Origin of the sequence: Hyalangium sp. (assembly GCF_035629615.1) — a bacterium.
GTDB lineage: Bacteria > Myxococcota > Myxococcia > Myxococcales > Myxococcaceae > Hyalangium.
In genome coordinates this window covers 1-2,264 of the sequence record NZ_DASPHO010000236.1, presented here as the reverse complement: position 1 = coordinate 2,264, position 2,264 = coordinate 1, and the positions used below count along the sequence as shown (strand labels likewise).

The following is a 2,264-nucleotide window of genomic DNA, read 5'->3' as shown; positions in this document are numbered from 1 at the left end:
TTGATCAGCAGCCCGCGCGGGGTGAGCACCTCGCCCTGCCCTGTCGCTCCCGAGACCTCGAACACGTGGGCGAGGTTCACCAGCAGCATCCGGTACCGGAGGTTGAACAGGTGCGCCCACTCGACGGACTCCGGGTGGGTGATGAGCGCGCTCTCGGGCTTTGCGGCGGCCCGGCCCTTCGCGAGCGACAGCACCTCGCGATTGGCGTTCAGGTCCTGCGTCGTCTTCGGGTTGATGGGCACCGGCCGCGTGGGCACCCAGTCCCCGGGCTCCGGGAACTCCTCATAGATGTCCACGAAGCGGCGGAAGTGCGAACGCTCGCTCAGGTCCGAGTCGTAGAAGAGGGCCTCGCCCTGCTTGCCGATGGCGGCCAGGGCCTCCACGGCCTCATCCCGGGAACTCACCGGCTGGACGAGGACGTCCGGCGTGCTCTCGCGGTGGTTGGCGGTGGTCTGGCCGCGCGCGCCGCGCATGTAGCCCCGCCCCCACTCGTCCCACGAGGCCTGGAACGTCGTGGTGCTGGCCTGGAAGTCCCCGTCCTTCACGTACTCGGGATTGGCGAGGATCTTCTGCATGCGGTCATAGAGCTCGCCCACGCGGTGCAGGGCCTGCCCGGAGCCAGCAGAGGACTTCATCGCGCGCTTCTTGATCTCGCGGGCCTCCGGGGTGTCCCAACCGGCCGGCATCTCCGCATAGATGTAGCGGGCCAGCGAGTCCTTGGTCATCGGCTCCAAGGTGAAGTCGAAGGGGTAGAAGTCGCTGCCCCAGGGGTAGTCCTCGCGATCGAGGCACAGAGGCGCGCCAATCAACCGCAGCACGTTCTGCACGGTGATGAGGTGCCCCATCTCCTCCTTGGCGATGCCCAGCACCACCTCCTGCCAGTGCCGCACCTTCTCGCGATGCTTGGAAGGCACCTGCGACCCGCCCAGCGAGTAGGCCGAGTAGAGGTACTGCACCATCAGTGCGTGCTCGACCTCCGCTGCGATGTGGAGCAAGAGGACGGCGTAGTCGTGCCAGGAGAACTCGGGAGGGAGCACGGGCTCGCTCCGCACGATGGGCTTCACACCGCGCGCCCTCGTCTCCAGGGTCTTGAACAACTGAGGCGCCTGGTCGAGCTGCAGAAGCGCGCCGAGATGCCTGCTCATCCTTTTGCGCATGTCCCCCCCTCGGGTGACGGGCAGATACCGGGAGTGTGGGTGCGCACGAGACCATCGGGTCACGAACATGTCAATTGAGGACGCTTGCCAGATGCGTGAGCTGTTCGCTGGGAGTAGCCGCGTCATAGAGTCGTTGCCTGCGATCGTGCCCTCCCACAGAGAGGATCCCTTGAATCCCGACGAGAAGAAGAACCCAGGGCTCAGCCGGCGCGGCTTCCTGAAGGGAACCGGAGTGGCCACCGCGAGTGCCACCCTGCTCCTGGATGCCCAGGAGGCCGAGGCGGCCGCACCCAAGGTGAACGGGCCTGGCGCGCTGACCGTCACTCTGAACGTCAACGGCGCGGACAAGAAGGTGGAGGTGGAGCCGCGCACCACGCTGGCCCAGGCGCTGCGCGGCAAGCTGGGCCTCACGGGCACTAAAGTCTCGTGTGACCGGGGTGCGTGCTCGGCCTGCACGGTGATGCTGGATGGCAGGCCGGTGCCCTCGTGCATGACGCTCGCGGTGGACGTGGGCCGGCGCAAGGTGATGACGGTGGAGGGACTGGCGCGCGGCGACAAGCTGCACCCCGTCCAGCAGGCCTTCGTGGAGAAGGACGCCACCCAGTGCGGCTTCTGTACGCCGGGCATGGTGATGAGCTGCGCCGCGCTCCTGCAGCGCAGCCCCAACCCCTCGGCCGAGGACGTGAAGGAGGCCGTGTCCGGCAACCTGTGCCGCTGCGGCACCTATCCCAAGGTCTTCGAGGCCACGCTGGCCGCCGCGAAGGCAGGCCCGGGTGTGGGTGGCTCCGAGCCTCCTCCGCTCGCCATGAGCGCCGTGCCTCCCGAGCCGCTGCCGCGCGGCAAGCTCAAGGTGGGCATCGTCTCGGAGGGCCTCCAGGAGGTGGAGCGCCCGGTACCCGAGACCGAGCCGCCCCAGTGGCCACCCAACGCGGAGCTGGCGGTGGTGGGCAAGCGCACCCCGCGGCTGGATGGCGCGCTGAAGGTGATGGGCAAGGCGCGCTACACCTCGGACGTGCAGCTGCCCGGCATGCTATATGCCCGGAGGCTCGTGTCGCCGCATGCCCATGCGCGCATCAAGTCCATCGACACCTCGGCGGCGGAGAAGCA

The 2,264-nt window shown here is 68.2% G+C and carries 2 protein-coding genes; one reads left to right on the top strand and one right to left on the bottom strand.

The window, feature by feature from the left end:
• Positions 1–1,064 (bottom strand): ferritin-like domain-containing protein (locus VD972_RS11785; protein ID WP_324985424.1); only part of this gene is annotated, 1,064 nt, incomplete at its 3' end.
• A gap of 262 nt (positions 1,065–1,326) precedes the next feature.
• Between VD972_RS11785 and VD972_RS11780 the strand changes: the two genes are divergently transcribed.
• Positions 1,327–2,264, top strand: a 938-nt coding sequence (locus VD972_RS11780) for a (2Fe-2S)-binding protein (protein ID WP_324985421.1), incomplete at its 3' end; no start/stop codon positions are given.